The organism is Comamonas granuli NBRC 101663, assembly GCF_000739995.1.
Classification (GTDB): Bacteria; Pseudomonadota; Gammaproteobacteria; order Burkholderiales; family Burkholderiaceae_C; genus Simplicispira; species Simplicispira granuli.
In genome coordinates this window covers 327,651-341,909 of sequence record NZ_BBJX01000002.1, presented here as the reverse complement: position 1 = coordinate 341,909, position 14,259 = coordinate 327,651, and the positions used below count along the sequence as shown (strand labels likewise).

Below are 14,259 nucleotides of genomic sequence, written 5' to 3'. Positions count from 1 at the left end.
CCGCCATGGACCGGGCCTGGGCCGAGATGGAGCGCCTGACGGCGCTGATGTCGCGCTATGAACCGACCAGCACGGTGAGCGCCATCAACCAGGCGGCTGGGCGCCGCGCCGTGCCCGTGGAGCCGGCCGTGATGGCCGTGCTGCAAGCGGCGCAAAGCATTGCCGCACAGACCCAGGGCGCTTTTGACGCCACCGTGGGCGCCCTCCAGGCCTGGCAATTCGGCGCCCCGGGCGCTCTGCCCGCCGCACAGACCATTGCCGCCCAGCGCCGCCTGGTGGGCTACCGCAACCTGGTGCTGGACACCGCGGCGGGCACGGCGTTCCTGAAGGAAGCCGGCATGGCGCTGGACCTGGGCGGCATTGCCAAGCTGCCCATCCTGCAGGCGGGCATGGACACGCTGCATGCGCAGGGCGTGGAACACGCCATGCTCAACGGCGGTGGCGACGTGCTGGTGCGCGGCCAGCTGAACGGCCGCGCCTGGCGCGTGGGCCTGCGCGACCCGCTGGCGCCGGACAAGCTGCTGGGCGTGCTGCCCGTGCAGGGCCAGGCCATCGTGGCCTCGTCGGGCGACTACGAGCGCTTCTTCATGGCGCAGGGCGAGCGCCAGCACCATATTCTGGATCCGCGCACCGGCTACCCTACACGCGGCCCGCATGGCGTGAGCCTGCTGGCGCGCGACGCCGCCAGCGTCAACGGCCTGGGCACGGCCTTGATGGTGCTGGGCAGCCGCAGCGCCCCGGCCCTGCTGCACACCCGCCCCGGCGTGGAGGCCCTGGTGGTCGAGCGCGACCGCAGCCGCTGGCAAACCCCGGGCATGGCCCGGGCGCTGCAAAGCGCCTGACCGCCCCCGGCCCGCTGGCCCGCTTCACCCTGGCGCGCCAGCGCCAGGGGCGGGTCTAGCAACCGAGGGTTTGGTAGAGCGCGTCCATGCGCGCCTGCACCTCGGCGTCCATGCTGATGGTGCGGCCCCATTCGCGCTGCGTCTCGCCGGGCCATTTGTTCGTGGCGTCCAGGCCCATCTTGCTGCCCAGGCCGCTCACGGGCGAGGCGAAGTCGAGGTAGTCGATGGGCGTGTGCTCCACCAGCAGGGTGTCGCGCGCCGGGTCCATGCGCGTGGTCATGGCCCACACCACTTCGGGCCATGAGCGCACGTCCACGTCCTCGTCCACCACGACGATGAACTTGGTGTACATGAACTGGCGCAGGTGGCTCCACACGCCCATCATCACGCGGCGCGCATGGCCGGGGTAAGCCTTCTTGATGCGCACCAGCGCCAGCCGATAGCTGCAGCCTTCGGGCGGCAGGTAGAAATCCACGACCTCGGGGAACTGGCGCTGCAGCAGCGGGATGAACAGCTCGTTGAGCGCCATGCCCAGCACGGCCGGCTCGTCGGGCGGCTTGCCGGTGTAGGTCGAGTGGTAGATGGCGTCCTTGCGCAGGGTGATGCGCTCCACCGTGAACACCGGGAACTCGGCCTGCTCGTTGTAATAGCCCGTGTGGTCGCCGTAGGGCCCTTCGAGCGCATGCTGCCAGCCGCTCGGGTGCTCGGCGTCGGGGTGGATATGGCCTTCGAGCACGATTTCCGCCTGCGCCGGCACGGAGAGCGGCACGCCCAGGGCCGGCGCCACCTCGGTGCGCGCGCCGCGCAGCAGGCCGGCGAACTGGTATTCGCTCAACGTGTCGGGCACGGGCGTGACGGCGCCCAGGATGGTCGCCGGGTCCGCCCCGATGGCCACGGCCACCGGGTAGGGCTGGCCGGGGTGGAGCCTGCAGTGCTCGGCAAAGTCCAGCGCCCCGCCGCGGTGCGCCAGCCAGCGCATGATGAGCTGGTTGCGGCCCAGCACCTGCTGGCGGTAGATGCCCAGGTTCTGGCGCGCCTTGTGCGGGCCGCGGGTGATGACCAGGCCCCAGGTGACCAGCGGCGCCACGTCGCCGGGCCAGCAGTGCTGGATGGGCAGGCGCGCGAGGTCCACGTCCGGACCCTCCCACACCACTTCCTGGCAGGGCGGGCTGCTGCGCTCCTTGGGCGCCATGTTCCACAGCGTCTTGAGCAGGCCGCCCATGCCCACCATTTCCTTGAAGCCCTTGGGCGCCTCGGGCTCCTTGAGCGCGGCAAGCAGCTCGCCGAACGGTCGCAGCCCGGCAATGCCCTCCACCCCCATGGCACGCGCCACGCGCTCGGGCGTGCCGAACAGATTGCCCAGCACGGGCATGGGGTAGCCCGTGGGGTTCTCGAACAGGATGGCCGGGCCGCCCGCGCGCAGCACGCGGTCGCACAGCGCCGTCATCTCCAGGTGGGGCGACACGCTCTCGCGCACGCGGCGCAGCTCGCCGGTCTGCTCCAGCTGCTGCAGAAAATCGCGCAGGTCGTGGTAATGCATGGAAGCACCTGCTTTCAGCAGGAAATATGGCTCTGGCGCTTTGGTGGCAAGCGCCAGAAGCTATGGTTTATATAGCATTACGGTGCTGCATCCAAGCCCTGCCAGCGCGCCGACAACTGGTGCGGCACGTCCAGCAGGTCGAGCACGCGGGCCACGCTGTGGTCCACGAGCTCGTCCAGGCTGGCCGGGCGCTGGTAGAAGGCGGGCATGGGCGGGCAGCAGATGGCGCCCATCTCGGTCACCGTGGTCATATTGCGCAGGTGCACCAGGTGCAGCGGGGTCTCGCGCACCATGAGCACCAGGCGGCGGCGCTCCTTGAGCATGACATCGGCCGCGCGGGTGAGCAGGTTGTCGGCCAGGCCGTGGGCAATGGCCGCCAGCGTGCGCATGGAGCAGGGCGCCACCACCATGCCGTGCGCGGCAAACGAGCCGCTGGCAATGCTGGCGCCCACGTCGTCCAGGGCGTGCACCACGTCGGCCAGGGCCTGCACACGGGCGCGGTCCAGGGCCAGTTCGTGCTCCAGCGTGCGCCAGGCGGCGTCGGAGACCACGAGGTGCGTCTGCACCTGCCCGGCCTGGCGCAGCGCCTGCAGCAGGCGCACGCCGTAGACGGCGCCGCTCGCCCCGGAGATGCCGACGACGATGCGGCGCGCTTCAGGCATGGGAGGCGGCGGCCAGGGGGTGCTGCTGCAGGTCGGCCTCGATGCGCGCCAGCACTTGGGCGGCTTCCTGGGCGTCGAAATCCTGGTGGTTGCGCTTCTTCACGCCGTACTCGTGCAACTGGTAGTGCCGCGCGGGCGCGATGCCGTGGCGCGCCAGCGAACTCTTGACGCACACCAGCGGGCAGCCATCGAGGGCGATGATGGGACGCCCCGAGCGCGCCAGCCGCACCAGTTGGGGCACGTCGCCCCCCACCCCAGCGATGCAGGACATTTCCGCCACGCCCTGGCGGTCCATGCGCACGGCCACATGGTTGGCCAACTGGGCCGCACTGGAGCAGCCCGAGCAGGAATAGACCAGGGGCGGCAGGGAGGAAGGGGCGTCGTCGGTCATGGCGAGGTCCTGGGAAAGCCGGGGCGTGCGGGCGGCGGGGCCGCGCGGGCGCCGGGGCGCAGGGCCGCCAGGCGTGCGAGCACCTGGCGCGGCCCCCATTGTTGCAGGTCCAGCACGGGCAGTTCCAGCGCGTCCAGGGTGTTCTTGACCACCAGGCCCAGCTCGGTGTCGCCCTCCATGGACAGGCGGCGGCTGAAGAACAGGGTGTCCGGGTCCTGCTGGCGCTGGGCCAGCAGCAGGAAGTCGTGCGCCGAGGCGGCGATGCACAGGTCGGTCTCGGCAAAGCGCGCGCGCGGGGCAAAGGCGCCGCCGGTCCAGGTGAAGTCGAAGGTCACGCCCGCATCGCGCACATGGATGCGCAGGCGCTTGCCGCGCAGCATGTCGCCCACGTCGCGCGGCAACTGGCGCGCCAGGCCCACATTGAGCGCGGTGGCCAGCAGCACCGAACCCGGAAAGGCCGGCAGGCGCGTGGTGAGCGCGGCCACGGCAGAGGGCAGGACGAAGGGGGCGGGAGCGGATTGCGGGGCGTGCATGGGCGGGTTCCCAGATAAAAAAGATCAGACGGTGGCCGGGACGGGGCTGTCCACCTGCTCCAGGCCGGGGCGGCCGTGCCAGTAGCCGTTGCAGCCCTTCTCGGGCATGAGGGGTTGGAGCTGCGCGCGCGCCTCGGGGCCGCCGAGCTGGCCGCGGCGCACGGCGTCGAACAGGGCGATGATCTCCGGCATGTGCTGCGACTGCGGGCTGATGCGCGCCGCGCTCACGCCCATGGCCTGCATGCGCGGCAGCTCGTCGATGAGGTTGTGCACGCGCGCCGACTGCGTCTGGATGCCGTTGAGCACGAGGAATTCCTCGCTCTCGCGTGTCTTGAGCATCAGGCCGTCGGGGTGGTCCAGGCAGCTGAAGCGACAGTCGTCCTTGGGCAGGTTGCGGTGGCGCGCGGTGAAGCAGCGCGCCGAGAAGGCCAGCGGCATGCGGCCGTAGGCGAACACCTCGGTCTGCAGGCCCGGCGGGCCGTTCTGGATCAGCGCCGCCAGGTCCTGGTGCTTCATCTCCAGCGGCGCGAGCCAGCGCACGGCGCCCACCGAGGCCAGCCAGGTGAGCGAGGGCTGGTTGTAGATGTTCAGGTGCAGGCCGCCGACGAAAGGACGCCGCGCAGAGGCCAGGCGCTGCACGGCGCCCATGTCGCCGGCCTCGACCAGCCAGTCGGTCTGCGCCGTGACCTTGTGCATGGTGCTCACTTCCACGCCCGACTCCAGCAGCACCTGCGTGGAGAGCACGGCCTCCTTGCCCGAGGCGCGCATGAGCTCGGCGATGTCGATCCAGTCCTGCAGGCGCAGTTCGTGGCGGCGCGAGCACACGGTCTCGCCCAGGTAGACGATGTCCACGGGCGTGGCGGCCATGGCTTCGTAGAAGTCGAAATAGGTCTGGCGCGACCAGTAGTACTGCGGTGCGCCCAGGGACAGTTTCAGGGTGGGGGTCGTCATCATTTCCAGGGGCGGTGGTAGGCGCCCAGGGTGTGTTGCTGGCCTTCGGCCACCTGGTCCAGGCTGGCCATCCAGGCGGTCTTGGGGGCGTAGCGCAGGCTGTCGGCCAGGGCGCTGTCTATGGCCTCGCGCCACACCTGGGTGACCTGGGCCACGTAGGCCGGGCTGCGCTGGCGCCCCTCGATCTTCACGGCGCGCACGCCCATCTTCATGAGCTTGGGCAGGAGTTCGAGCGTGTTGAGGCTGGTGGGCTCCTCGATGGCGTAGTAGTTCTCGTCCTCGCCCACGTCGAAGCGCCCCTTGCACAGCGTGGGGTAGCCCGCGTTCTCGCCGGGGGCGTAGCGGTCGATGAGCACGCCGCCCAGGCGCGACTCCAGGCCCTGGGGCGTCTCCTGCCAGCGCACGGACTTGGCGGGCGAGCACACGCCGTGGGTGTTGGGCGACTCGCCCGTCACATAGGACGAGAGCGCGCAGCGCCCCTCGACCATGACGCACAGGCTGCCGAAGCCGAACACCTCGATCTCCACCGGCGTGGCGTCGATCACGCGCTGCACCTGCTCGATGGCGAGCACGCGCGGCAGCACGGCGCGCACGATGCCGAACTGCTCGCGGTAGAAGTTGATGGCGTCGGCGCTGGTGGCCGAGCCCTGCACCGACAGGTGCAGGCGCAGGTTCGGGTGGTGCTGCGCGCCGTACTGCATCAGGCCGGGGTCGGCCAGGATGACGGCGTCCACGCCCAGGTCCACGGCCTTGTCCATGGCCGCGCGCCAGGGCGCGGGGTTGGCCGCCTGCGGGTAGGTGTTGAGCGCCATGAACACCTTGCGCCCGCGCTGGTGCGCGTACTGGATGCCGTTGGCGATGGCCGCTTCGTCGAAGTTGAGCCCGGCGAAATTGCGCGCATTGGTGGCGTCGCGCAGGCCCAGGTAGACGCAACTGGCGCCGTGGTCCACCGCCGCCTTGAGCGCCGGCAGGCTGCCCGCAGGGCACACGAGTTCAAAGGGGGGCGCAGCCTCGGTGGCCGCGCCAGGGGCAGAGAGGGAAGGGGTTGGCATGCGAACGAAGAGCACGAACGCGGGCACCCGATGGGCGCCTTCGCAGAGCCAGCACCTTACGCCCGTTAAGCCAGTAGGGGCATGATATAGGTCAACGTCGCCCGGGGCACAGCGGCCGCGCCCGCGGTGCCGGACAATGGCGCACCCCTGCCCCGCACACCATGAACAAAAACCTCTGGCTGCTGGCCCTGTGCCAGGGCCTCTTCCTGACCAACAACGTCGTCTTCATCGCCATCAACGGCCTGGTGGGCCTGCAACTGGCGCCCTATGGCTGGATGGCCACCCTGCCCGTGATGGGCTATGTGGTGGGCGGTGCGCTGGCCACCGGGCTGGTGGCGCGCACGCAGCAGCGCTGGGGGCGGCAGGTGTCGTTCCAGATCGGCCTGGCGGTGGCGCTGGGCTCGGCGCTGCTGGGCGCGCTGGCCGTGTTCAGCGGCAGCTTCTGGCTGCTGTGCGCGGCCACCGTGGTGGCGGGCTACTACAGCGCCAACGGGCAGTTGTACCGCTTTGCCGCCGCCGAGCTGGCCGCGCCCCCGTTTCGCGACAAGGCCATTTCGCTGGTGCTCGCTGGCGGCCTGCTGGGCGCCGTGGCTGGGCCCAACCTGGCCAGCCACACGCGCACGCTGCTGTCCGTGCCCTTTGCCGGGGCCTATGTGGCGCTGGCGGGGGTGGCGCTGCTGTCCATGCTGTGCATGGCGGCCATTCGGTTTGATGCGCCACCGCCGCGCAGTGCCATGGCCGCCCCAGCCGGGCGCAGCGTGGGCCAGTTGCTGCGCGAGCCTGCCTTTGTGGTGGCCACGCTGGGCGCCGCGCTGGGCTATGGGGTGATGAACCTGCTCATGGCCGCCACGCCGCTGGCCATGCAGGTGTGCGGCTATGCGTTCGACGACGCCGCGCTGGTGCTGGAGTGGCATGTGATCGGCATGTTCGCGCCGGGCTTCTTCACCGGCCACCTGATCCAGCGCCTGGGCGTGCTGCCGGTGATGGGCGCGGGGGTGCTGCTCAACCTGGCCTGCGTGGCCGTGGCGCTGATGGGCGTGGACCTGCACCACTTCGGCATTGCGCTGTTCCTGCTGGGCGTGGGCTGGAACTTCCTGTTCACCGGCAGCACCACGCTGGCGCTGCAGGCCTACCGCCCCGAGGAGAAGGACCGCGCGCAGGCCGCCATCAACTTCTTCGTGTTCGCCACCATGGCGCTCACGTCCTTTGCCTCGGGCGCGCTGGTCACGACGCAGGGCTGGACGCTGCTCAACTACGGCTCGCTGGCACCCATTGCGCTCACGGGCGTGGCCCTGCTGTGGCTCGCGCTGCGCCGCAAAGCCTGAAACGCTATTGATTCAATAGCTATTGGCGCTTGCTGGATGGGCGCCAGAACCCTGAAACACTCATAATTTTTCCGGGCACTGCTGCTGCAGCCACTGCTGCAGCAGCGCAAACACCGGCGCGGCCAGCTCCGGGCTTTCGTTGAACAGCTCGTGGTACAGGCCGTCAAAGCCCTGGCTGCGCACCTGCCGGGCGGGCGCGGCCTGGGCAAAGGCCTGGCTGCCCGCGGGGCGCACCAGGCGGTCGGCGCCGGCCCACATCAGCAGCGTGGGCACACTCCAGTGCGCGGCGCGCGCCAGGGTGGCCGGGCCGCCGTCGGCGAGGAACTGCGCCAGGCGCGCGCTGATGCGGTCGTGGCACAGCGGGTCGGCCCGGTAGGCGGCGACCACGGCCGGGTCGTGCGAGATGTAGTCCACCTGCAGGCCGTTGCCCAGGCGCAGGTTGGGCACCAGGCGCGGCAGCGTGGCCAGCAGCAGCTTTTGCACGGCGTTGAGGCCCGGGTCCAGCGCCGGCGAGGACAGCACCAGCGCATCCAGCGGCCGCAGGCGCAGCGCCACGAAGCGCGCCGCCACCAGCCCGCCCATGCTGTGGCCCAGCAGCACCAGCGGTCGGCCCGGCGGGGTGTGGGCGCGGGCGGCGTCCACCATGTCGGCCAGGTCGTCGAGCAGGCGCATGCCGTGGTTGAGCCCGCCGCGCGGCCCGCCCGACTGGCCGTGGCCGTACTGGTCGTAGGCGCGCACGGCAAAGCCCCAGCCGTTCAGGCGCTGGGCGGTGGCGTCGTAGCGCCCGGCGTGCTCGCCCAGGCCGTGCACGATGAGCACCGTGCCGCGCTGGGGCTCGTCCTCGGCCAGGGGCCAGTCGTAGACCGCCAGGTTCTCGCCGTCGCTGGCGGTGAAGGCGCTCAAGGTGTAGGCGGGGGATGCGGAGTCGGCGTCGGAGGTCTCAACCATGGTGCTGCAGGGGCTGGGCGTTACTGGAGCGCATCATAGAGGAGGCGGTCCCGCCGGCACGCTGCCCTGGGCCACGCGCCGCGTGACGGCCGGCCCCGCCACCAGCACCACCAGAAAGCGTGCCAGCTGCATGGCCATCACAAAGCCCGTGTCCACCGCGCTGGTGGCGGCAATCACGGCCATGGAATCGGCCCCGCCGGGGCAGGTGGCGAGAAAGGCGCTGAGCGCGTCCAGCCCCGTGGTCAGCACCAGCACCGTGCCGGTGGCCAGGCCCACCCCCATGAGCAGGGCGATGGACAGCAGCACCTGCGGCAGGGCGCGCAGCGCGTGCAGCAGAATGCCGCGCGTAAAACGCAGGCCCACGCTCCAGCCAATGGCCGCATAGGCCAGCGCCATGAGTGCCGGCGGCAGCGCGGGCGTCCAGCCCCACAGGCCCTGCACCAGCGCGGCACCCACCAGCGGCAGCACCATGGCCCCGCCCGCCAGGTTCAGGCGCCGCGCCAGCGCGCCGCCACCCAGCACCAGGGCAGCGGTCAGCGCCAACTCCTGCGGCGCCGTGGGCGGCCACCACGGGAGTGTGCCGGCGCCGTCGGGCAGCGGGCCCACCACGGCGCGCGTGACCAGCGCCGCCACCAGCGTGACCACCACCACCCGCGTGTACTGCATGAAGGCCACCAGGCGCACATCGGCCCCATAGGACTCCGACATGACCACCATGGCCGCTGCCGCCCCGGGCGCCATGCCCCACAGGGCCGTGGTGCCGGGCATGACCTGGCGCCGCGTGAGCCACCAGCCCAGCGCGGTGCTGGCGGCAATCAGCAGCAGCGTGGCGCCCAGAAACACCGGCCAGCTCTGCACCACCGTACCCAGGTGCTGCGGCTGCAGGCTGTGCGCCATGAGGCAGCCCAGCAGCCCCTGCCCCCAGCCAAACAAGGTGCGCGGCACGGCCAGCGTGGTGCCGCGCACCGCCAAGGCCATGGCGCACACCATGCAGCCCAGCAACACAGCCGCAGGCACATGCAGGGCCAACAGCAGCGTCGACAGCAGCGCGCTGGCCCAGCACAGGACCAGCCAGCGTCTTGCATCAGTCATGGCGTGCGCAAGCAAGGCGTGGGTGCGGCCAGGGGCGGGGCCGGCGCCCCGCCCTCTGGCTCAAGGCAGGCTGGCAATCACCTGCGCCACGGCAGCCGTCAGCTTCTTGGCGTAGGGCACGTGCAGGAATTCGTTCGGGCCGTGGGCGTTGCTCTTGGGGCCCAGCACGCCGCAGACCATCATCTGCGCCTGCGGAAAGCCCTGGCTCAGCAGGCCCATGAGCGGAATGGTGCCGCCCTGGCCGATGAAGCCGCAGGGCGCGCCGAAATGCGCCTGGCTGGCGGCGTCCAGCGCCCGGGCGAACCAGGGCGCCGTGTCGGGCGCGTTCCAGCCGTTGGCGCCGCTAGCGCTCTCCCAGGTCACCTTGGCCTGGTAGGGGGCGTTGTCTTCGAGCAGCGCCTTCATCTCCTGCACGCAGGCCGCCGCGTCCACCAGCGGCGGCAGGCGCAAGGACAGCTTGAAGGCGGTGTAGGGGCGCAGCACATTGCCCGCGTCCTGCAGGGCCGGGAAGCCCTCGGCGCCGGTCACGCTGAGCGTAGGCTCCCAGGTGCGCTTGAGCAGGGCCTGCACCGGATCCTGGGTGGTGGGCAGGGCGGTGAGGGTGGAGCCGCCGCAGTCGTGCTGCGCCCAGGGAAAGCGCCGATACACCTCCTCGCCCAGGATGGCGGCCGTGGCGCGCGCCTGCGCCAGGCGCTCGGCCGGTACAGCGCAGTGGAAGCTGGCGGGCAGCAGGCGCCCGGTGGCCGAGTCCTCCAGCCGGTCGAGCACCTGGCGCATGATGCGGAAGGACGAGGGAACCAGGCCCGAGGCGTCGCCCGAGTGGATGCCCTCGGTAAGGATCTCCACCTTGAGCGTGCCGCTGGCCATGCCGCGCAGGCTGGTGGTGAGCCAGAGCTGGTCGTAATTGCCCGCGCCCGAGTCGAGGCAGACCACCAGCGCCACCGCGCCCAGGCGGCTTTTGAGGGCGTCGATGTAGGGCAGCAGGTCGCGCGAGCCGCTTTCCTCGCTGGTCTCGATGAGGCCGACGATGCGCGGGTGCGGCACGCCCTGGCGCTGCAGCTCCTGCACGGCGGCGATGCTGGCGTAGACGGCGTAGCCGTCGTCGGCGCCGCCGCGGCCATAGAGCTTGCCGTCCTCCATCTTGGGCGTCCAGGGGCCGAGGTCGGCGCGCCAGCCGGAAAACTCGGGCTGCTTGTCCAGGTGGCCGTACATCAGCACCGTTTGCGGGCTGGCGGGGCGCGTGGCGGCAATTTCAAAGAACAGCACCGGCGTGCGGCCGGGCAGGCGCACCACCTCGGCGGTGAGCCCGGCCACCGGCTGGGCCTGCACCCAGTCGGCGGCGTGGCGCACCACGGTGTCGAGCAGGCCCTGCTGCGCCCAGTCCGGGGCGAACAGGGGCGACTTGGCAGGAATGCGGATGTAGTCCTGCAGCTGCGGGACGATGTGCGCGTCCCAGGTCTGGGCAATGCGCTCCAGGGCGGCGGCGGCATCGAGGGCGGCGGGCGGCAGGGGTGCGTTCATGGCGAAACCTCCAGGGGGGCAGACAATGCAGTGCGCAGCATAGTCCTGCGCTCAAAATTCAGTGTTCGGCAGGGTCTCCGGCCCGGCATGGCGCGGCAGCGGGGCCCAGGCGACGCGGTTGCGCCCGGCCTGCTTGGCGCTGTAGAGCGCCTGGTCGGCCACGTGGATGAGCTGGTCCCAGCTGTCCCCCGGCGCAAGCGGGCTGGCACAGACGCCGATGCTGACCGTGATGGGAATGGTCTGGCCGCCATAGGGGCAGGGCGACTGCTCCACGGCCTGGCGCAGCGCCTGCGCGGCCTCCAGCGCGCCGGCCGCGGCCGTGCAGGGCATGAGCACGAGGAACTCCTCGCCGCCATAGCGGCCCACCATGTCCTGCGCACGCAGGCGCTGGCGCAGCACGCCCGCCACATGGCACAGCACCTGGTCGCCCGCCAGGTGGCCGTGCCGGTCGTTCACGTTCTTGAAATGGTCCAGGTCGAGCATCATGACCGCGTAGGGCTCCTGCGTGCGCAGGGCCAGGGCCATGTCGCGGTCCAGCGCCTGGATGAGGGCACGCCGGTTGGCCACGCCCGTCAGGGCATCGGTGGTGGCCAGGCGGCGGTTGGCGGCGTCCACCCGGTCCTTGGTCATGAGCACAAAGCCCAGGGAGGCCAGGATGATGACGACGTAGGACGTCAGGAAGGTGACGCCCTGGGTGGTCCCGCTTTGCAGCAGCCCCTGGTTGGGCGCGCCGTACCAGGCCACCCAGCCCGCACGCACGGCCAGCAGCAGGGTGTGCGGCGCCAGCCCCAACGTCACCAGCACGGCGCCGCGCGCAGGCTGGGGCCGCTGGGGGAACCACAGGGCCCACAGCACGGCGGCGGTCTGCAGGGTCAGGACGACGTTGATCCCCGCCAGGCGCCAGCGGTAGTCGTCCAGCAGCAGCGTCGCGAGCAGCGCCTGCCCCAGCACCGGCAGCCCCATGGCCATCCAGGGCAGGGGGCGGGCGTGGAACTGCTGCACGGCGCCCAGCAACAGGGCCAGCGTGCCCGCCAGCAGGGCATTGCCAAGCACGATGCTGGCCCAGTCGGGCGCCTGGCCGCGCAGCACGAACAGCGCAAAGGCCCCGCCGTGCAGGACCAGGGCCAGGGCCCAGAGGCTGATGCCGTCGCGCTGCTGGGGCCCCATGGCCGCGAGCGCCGCCGCCATGGTGAAAGAGGCCGCCACAATCATTTGCAGCGTGGTGGGAATATCCAGGGGGGGCAGCAGGAAGGTCACGGGCAGGACACACAGGGCACGGTCGCAGCATCATGAACGAGCGCGCCCGGGCCTGCAAGCACCTTGGCGCAGGCCCTTCCATGCCTTCGGGACAAGGCGCCTGTTACTCGGCCCCTGCCGCCGGTGCCGGCAAGGCCTGCGCGCCGGCGGGCCTTTGCTCCAGGCGGAACACCTGCACCGCCGCCACCAGGCGCTGGGCCTGCTCGCGCAGGCTTTGCGCGGCAGCGGCGGACTGCTCGACCAGCGCGGCGTTCTGCTGCGTCATCTGGTCGAGCTGGTTCACCGCCTGGTTGACCTGGCCTATGCCGTCGGACTGCTCCGCCGCAGCGGCAGTGATATCGCCGATGATGCCGCCCACGCGCTGCACGGAGCCGACGATCTCGTCCATGGTGCTGCCCGCGTTCTCCACGAGCTGGGTGCCGGCATCGACCTTCTCGACCGAGGCCGTGATGAGCTGCTTGATCTCCTTGGCGGCGTCGGCGCTGCGCCCGGCCAGGGAGCGCACCTCGCTGGCCACTACGGCAAAGCCGCGCCCCTGCTCGCCCGCGCGCGCCGCCTCCACGGCGGCGTTGAGCGCCAGGATGTTGGTCTGGAAGGCGATGCCGTCGATCACGCCGATGATGTCGGCGATGCGGCGCGCGCTCTGGTGGATGTCGCCCATGGTGGCCACCACCTGGCCCACGACCTGGCCGCCGCGCGCCGCCACCTCGGCGGCCGAACCCGCCAGCGCATTGGCCTGGCGCGCCGCATCGGCCGACTGGCGCACCGTGGCGGTGAGCTGCTCCATGCTCTGCGCCGTCTCGGCCAGGCTGCTGGCCGTGTGCTCGGTGCGTGCCGAAAGGTCCTGATTGCCGGTGGCGATCTCGGCGCTGGCGGTGGTGATGCTGTCCACCGCCTGGCGCACCTGCTGGAGCATGTGCACATAGCGCTGGCGCATGGCCTCGACCTCCTGCACCAGCGCGCCGATCTCGTCGTGCTTGCGCGTGTGGAAGGCCTGCGTGAGATCGCCCTGCCCGACCAGGGTGATAGCGTGCGTGAGCTCGCGCAGCGGCGCGCTCACGCCGCGGCGCAGCACCACGAACAGCCCCGCGCCCAGCAGCGCCAGGGCCAGGGCCATCAGGCCCCAGACGGCCAGGTTCACGCGCTGCTGGCTGGCCATGGCCTCGGCCTCAGGCACCTCGGCCACGACCCACCAGCCGTCGGCCTGCGTCTTGCGCAGCAGCGCCCAGGCCGGGCCGCCCTCGCTGCCCAGCACGCTGGCGGCGGCGGGCACCAGGCCGCCGGGCGCTGCGCCCAGGGCCTCGAAGAAGGCGCGTGCCTGCGGGTAGGCCTGCAGCACCTTCTGGCCGCGCGCCGTGGGGTGGGCGACGAACACCGCCTCGTCGAGCCCGCCGCGCGGGTCGATGACGTACAGCCCGCCGTGCTCGAAGAACCGGGTCTGCGCCGCCTGCTTCTCGAACATGCCCTCGAACACGCTCACATCGCTGCCGATGAACAGTAGGGCCACGACCTGGCCCGCGGCGTCCTTGGCGGGCAGGTAGTAGCCCATGTAGGGCTTGCCGCCGACGACCATGCGCCCGACGTAGGGCTCGCCCTTGCGCACCTTGTCGAGCACGGCGCGGTTCTCGAGCATCTGCCCCAGCAGGCGTTTGCCGTCCTGGCCCTTGAGCGAGGTGGTGATGCGCACGAAGCCGTCGCCCTTGCGCATGTAGACGCTGGCGATGCCGCCGGTCTCGTTGGCGAACTTGTCCACCGAGCCGTAGTCCTCGTTGACCAGGGCGCCGTAGCTGCGCAGCTCGCCCGTGCCTTCGTCGAGCTGCATGGTGGCCTCGAAGTAGCGCTGAAAGCCCTTCATCGCGCCCTGCACCAGTTCGCGGTTGGTGGCGTCGGCGGCGTCCAGCGACTGGGCCACGCTCTGCGTGGTGTCGCCCACGCTGCGCACGACCTGGGCGCGCGTGCTGCTGCTGGTGAGCGCCGCAATGGCCCAGCCCACGAGGATCAGCACCACGGCCACCAGCCCGATGGCCAGCAGCGTGACACGGCGTGCGACCGATTGGGTGTGGACCGAAGGGGCCGGTGCTTGAGCGGGAGAATGGCTCTGGCTGGTACCCATGGGATGTCTCCTGACGTCAAATGCCTGGCGGC

At 71.2% G+C, this 14,259-nt stretch carries 13 protein-coding genes; 2 read left to right on the top strand and 11 right to left on the bottom strand.

Annotation, left to right across the window (positions count from 1 at the left end; genetic code table 11):
* Positions 1-842, top strand: an 842-nt coding sequence (locus CGR01S_RS03245; protein WP_042422367.1) for an FAD:protein FMN transferase, incomplete at its 5' end; no start/stop codon positions are given.
* A gap of 55 nt (positions 843-897) precedes the next feature.
* On the opposite strand, the gene ubiD is transcribed toward CGR01S_RS03245, so the two are convergent.
* From ubiD to ubiU, 6 genes are all read right to left on the bottom strand, one after another.
* Positions 898-2,382: a 4-hydroxy-3-polyprenylbenzoate decarboxylase gene (gene ubiD / locus CGR01S_RS03240; RefSeq protein ID WP_042422296.1), complete on the bottom strand. Its 1,485-nt coding sequence runs from the start codon at positions 2,380-2,382 to the stop codon at positions 898-900.
* Between the two features lie 77 nt (positions 2,383-2,459).
* Entirely contained in the window at positions 2,460-3,044 is a 585-nt protein-coding gene (locus CGR01S_RS03235; RefSeq protein WP_042422295.1) for a UbiX family flavin prenyltransferase, read from the bottom strand.
* A complete protein-coding gene (locus CGR01S_RS03230) occupies positions 3,037-3,435 on the bottom strand; it encodes a putative zinc-binding protein (RefSeq protein WP_042422294.1) in 399 nt (132 codons plus the stop codon). The genes CGR01S_RS03235 and CGR01S_RS03230 overlap by 8 nt, the downstream gene beginning before the upstream one ends.
* Positions 3,432-3,968 carry a ubiquinone anaerobic biosynthesis accessory factor UbiT gene (ubiT, locus tag CGR01S_RS03225; RefSeq protein ID WP_042422293.1) on the bottom strand — a complete coding sequence of 179 codons (537 nt, stop codon included), beginning with the start codon at positions 3,966-3,968 and terminating at the stop codon, positions 3,432-3,434. Before ubiT ends, CGR01S_RS03230 begins: the two co-directional genes overlap by 4 nt.
* A gap of 24 nt (positions 3,969-3,992) precedes the next feature.
* Positions 3,993-4,904 (bottom strand): U32 family peptidase, encoded by a 912-nt coding sequence (locus CGR01S_RS03220; RefSeq protein ID WP_174435683.1) that lies wholly within the window; start codon positions 4,902-4,904, stop codon positions 3,993-3,995.
* Between the two features lie 14 nt (positions 4,905-4,918).
* Complete coding sequence (gene ubiU / locus CGR01S_RS03215) at positions 4,919-5,971, bottom strand: ubiquinone anaerobic biosynthesis protein UbiU (RefSeq protein ID WP_042422290.1); 1,053 nt, start codon at positions 5,969-5,971, stop codon at positions 4,919-4,921.
* A 161-nt stretch (positions 5,972-6,132) separates the two neighbouring features.
* Here ubiU and CGR01S_RS03210 point away from each other — a divergent pair, with 161 nt between their 5' ends.
* Complete coding sequence (locus CGR01S_RS03210; RefSeq protein WP_042422288.1) at positions 6,133-7,296, top strand: MFS transporter; 1,164 nt, start codon at positions 6,133-6,135, stop codon at positions 7,294-7,296.
* Positions 7,297-7,356: 60 nt separating this feature from the next.
* On the opposite strand, the gene CGR01S_RS03205 is transcribed toward CGR01S_RS03210, so the two are convergent.
* From CGR01S_RS03205 to CGR01S_RS03185, 5 genes are all read right to left on the bottom strand, one after another.
* Positions 7,357-8,244 (bottom strand): alpha/beta hydrolase, encoded by an 888-nt coding sequence (locus CGR01S_RS03205; RefSeq protein ID WP_042422286.1) that lies wholly within the window; start codon positions 8,242-8,244, stop codon positions 7,357-7,359.
* Between the two features lie 33 nt (positions 8,245-8,277).
* Positions 8,278-9,336 carry an AbrB family transcriptional regulator gene (locus CGR01S_RS03200; RefSeq protein WP_042422284.1) on the bottom strand — a complete coding sequence of 353 codons (1,059 nt, stop codon included), beginning with the start codon at positions 9,334-9,336 and terminating at the stop codon, positions 8,278-8,280.
* A 60-nt stretch (positions 9,337-9,396) separates the two neighbouring features.
* Positions 9,397-10,857 (bottom strand): M20 family metallopeptidase, encoded by a 1,461-nt coding sequence (locus CGR01S_RS03195; protein ID WP_042422282.1) that lies wholly within the window; start codon positions 10,855-10,857, stop codon positions 9,397-9,399.
* A gap of 51 nt (positions 10,858-10,908) precedes the next feature.
* Positions 10,909-12,114 carry a GGDEF domain-containing protein gene (locus CGR01S_RS03190; protein ID WP_245616746.1) on the bottom strand — a complete coding sequence of 402 codons (1,206 nt, stop codon included), beginning with the start codon at positions 12,112-12,114 and terminating at the stop codon, positions 10,909-10,911.
* Positions 12,115-12,217: 103 nt separating this feature from the next.
* The gene (locus CGR01S_RS03185) at positions 12,218-14,227 is read right to left on the bottom strand and encodes a methyl-accepting chemotaxis protein (RefSeq protein WP_042422281.1); all 2,010 of its coding nucleotides are present in this window, start codon (positions 14,225-14,227) and stop codon (positions 12,218-12,220) included.
* Positions 14,228-14,259 lie beyond the last annotated feature (32 nt).

Coding starts and splice junctions, on each gene's coding strand:
- CGR01S_RS03235 (WP_042422295.1), bottom strand. CDS start 3,044: ATGCCTGAAGCGCGCCGCATCGTCGTCGGCATCTCCGGGGCGAGCGGC.
- CGR01S_RS03185 (WP_042422281.1), bottom strand. CDS start 14,227: ATGGGTACCAGCCAGAGCCATTCTCCCGCTCAAGCACCGGCCCCTTCG.
- CGR01S_RS03195 (WP_042422282.1), bottom strand. CDS start 10,857: ATGAACGCACCCCTGCCGCCCGCCGCCCTCGATGCCGCCGCCGCCCTG.
- CGR01S_RS03200 (WP_042422284.1), bottom strand. CDS start 9,336: ATGACTGATGCAAGACGCTGGCTGGTCCTGTGCTGGGCCAGCGCGCTG.
- CGR01S_RS03230 (WP_042422294.1), bottom strand. CDS start 3,435: ATGACCGACGACGCCCCTTCCTCCCTGCCGCCCCTGGTCTATTCCTGC.
- ubiU (WP_042422290.1), bottom strand. CDS start 5,971: ATGCCAACCCCTTCCCTCTCTGCCCCTGGCGCGGCCACCGAGGCTGCG.
- ubiD (WP_042422296.1), bottom strand. CDS start 2,382: ATGCATTACCACGACCTGCGCGATTTTCTGCAGCAGCTGGAGCAGACC.
- CGR01S_RS03210 (WP_042422288.1), top strand. CDS start 6,133: ATGAACAAAAACCTCTGGCTGCTGGCCCTGTGCCAGGGCCTCTTCCTG.
- CGR01S_RS03205 (WP_042422286.1), bottom strand. CDS start 8,244: ATGGTTGAGACCTCCGACGCCGACTCCGCATCCCCCGCCTACACCTTG.
- ubiT (WP_042422293.1), bottom strand. CDS start 3,968: ATGCACGCCCCGCAATCCGCTCCCGCCCCCTTCGTCCTGCCCTCTGCC.